Here is a 2,345-nt window from a genome sequence, read left to right on the forward strand (position 1 = left end):
CAGGACACCAAAACGCTAAGTCAATACTACATTATAAACCAACACCCCGACCATAAACCCCAAGCCCAGACCAATGGCAACAATCAGCACGAATATTTTAATGGAAGTTTGCGATTCAATGTTCATCAAAGCAATGGGGGAGCCATTTCTCAAGATTTCGTATGCGTTCATTTTTTCAGATTGTGAACTGTCCCTTTGCGAGATTTTATAACGATGGCCAGCAATCTCGAAATGATGCTCAGACGTAACACGGGCAGTTTTCTCGGATACTTTTGTTCCGTTGAGAAGTACTTTTTCCTTTCCGAACACCGTTTTGACCACCTCGATTTTATGGTTTTCGATATAGTATGTTGCCAGTTTCGCCATTATTGACCGAAAGTATTCAATATCGCATCCGTTGCAAACGCAAATTATTATAGATTAAATCAGAAAAGCCCGTCACTCCGGCGGATATTTGGCAAAAACTTTTACCGCCAAGCTTCGTAAAGTTTCCTCACGCGCTTCCGGAGAAACATTTTCCTTAAAGGGACTTTGGCTTTCGGCCTGCCAGAACAGTTTGTCATTTTCATTATCTACAAAATCGAAACGGATCTGCCGTTCCATCTTCGGACCACCTACCGGAATGCCTACAGAAACTCCACCTCCGACACTGCGCCCCGATCCACCAAGGCCGACGCCGACAGAATTATTTCTGGGCTTTTGAAACGAGTTGCTTTCGATATTTATAAAAAAATCCGGTTTTTCGGTCAATTGTATTCCTTTGGCCTGCATTTCGGCATCCACCGCGTCGAGTAGGCGTTTGGTATCCAATTCGCTCAATCCCGTCTGCATATCGGGATAATAGTTATAGGTTGTGTACTTGGTAAAATCGACTTCCTTGTCGTAATCGTAGTTGACACGAATGGCGTTGCAGGAGAACAAAAGTGCAACTGCCAATAAGAGTACTATCCTTTTCATAACTTCCATTTATACAAAATTAAGGAAAAGCATCGTCTTTGCGAGGAGCCGGCACGTTACTCTTTTTCGGTAGTAGGCCGAGAGCGCAAAGACAATTACTCAATCGTTCAACATTGCCCAAAGCCGGTCTTTCAATTCGGTGATGCCTTGCTGTGCTACGGAAGAAATGAACATATAGGGCACACCCTTTAAATCTTTATCCAGTTCCTCTCGCATTTCGGCCATGAGCTCTTCGTCGAGCATATCGCTTTTGGAGATGGCAACCAACCGTTCCTTATCGATCAATTCGGGATTGTATCTGCGGAGCTCGTCCAGTAAAATCCCATATTCCTTTCCAATATCCTTGCTATCCGCAGGAATCAGGAATAACAGGGTCGCATTGCGCTCAATATGGCGTAGAAAATAATGTCCCAAACCTTTTCCTTCGGCGGCACCCTCGATAATTCCCGGGATATCGGCCATGACAAAGCTTTGAAAATCGCGGTATTCCACTATGCCCAAGTTGGGCTTTAAGGTCGTAAACTCATACTCCGCAATTTTTGGTTTGGCGGAAGTGATTACGGAAAGCAAGGTTGATTTTCCCGCATTGGGGAAGCCTACCAGCCCCACGTCTGCAAGTACCTTGAGCTCTAAGATAGCATCGGTTTCCAGGCCTTTGATTCCGGGTTGTGCATATCTTGGTGTCTGGTTCGTACTCGTTTTAAAATGCCAGTTACCGCGCCCGCCCATGCCGCCTTCGACCAGCATCTTTTCCTCTCCATGTTCGGTAATCTCAAAAAGCGTTTCGTCGGTTTCGGCATCCTTGACGACCGTACCTAAGGGAACTTCCAAATAAACATCGGCACCGTCAGCTCCCGAGCTGCGCTGTTTGCTACCATGTTCGCCATGACCGGCCTTAAAATGTTTTTTGAACCTGAAGTTGATGAGCGTCCACAAGTTTTCATTGCCCCGAAGTATAACGTGGCCACCGCGCCCGCCATCGCCGCCATCGGGACCACCCTTGGTAATATATTTTTCGCGATGTAAATGCACGGAGCCCTTGCCCCCATTGCCCGATTCGGCATGGATCTTTACGTAGTCTACAAAATTGCCTTCGGTCATGCTTACGGTTTAAAGTTCCTCGATCACCTTCCCCAATCGCCGCGTAACCGCATCGATCTCCCCGATGCCATTGACCCTGTGAAATTTCCCTTGGGTGTCGTAATATTCCTTGAGCGGAGCGGTCTTTTCATTGTATTCGTCAAAGCGATTGCGGATTTTGCTCTCGTCTTGATCATCGGTACGGCCGCTAATTTTTCCACGCTCCAACAAACGTTGTATCAGCACCTCATCATGGGCATCCAAAGCAATGGTGGCATCGATTTTCATATCCTTCGATTCCAACAAGG

General features: G+C 46.5%; 4 protein-coding genes. All 4 read right to left on the reverse strand.

Annotated elements, in window-relative coordinates; genetic code table 11:
- Positions 1 to 15: 15 nt before the first annotated feature.
- Complete coding sequence (locus tag ACEW8S_RS20370; RefSeq protein WP_373519945.1) at positions 16 to 366, reverse strand: hypothetical protein; 351 nt, start codon at positions 364 to 366, stop codon at positions 16 to 18.
- Between the two features lie 72 nt (positions 367 to 438).
- Complete coding sequence (locus tag ACEW8S_RS20375; protein ID WP_373519946.1) at positions 439 to 957, reverse strand: DUF4136 domain-containing protein; 519 nt, start codon at positions 955 to 957, stop codon at positions 439 to 441.
- Positions 958 to 1,056: 99 nt separating this feature from the next.
- A complete protein-coding gene (gene obgE, locus ACEW8S_RS20380; RefSeq protein ID WP_373519947.1) occupies positions 1,057 to 2,058 on the reverse strand; it encodes a GTPase ObgE in 1,002 nt (333 codons plus the stop codon).
- A gap of 9 nt (positions 2,059 to 2,067) precedes the next feature.
- A partial coding sequence (locus tag ACEW8S_RS20385; RefSeq protein WP_373519948.1) for an adenylate kinase family protein occupies positions 2,068 to 2,345 on the reverse strand: 278 nt, incomplete at its 5' end.

The sequence above is a fragment of the Pricia sp. genome (assembly GCF_041745955.1).
Classification (GTDB): Bacteria; Bacteroidota; Bacteroidia; order Flavobacteriales; family Flavobacteriaceae; genus Pricia.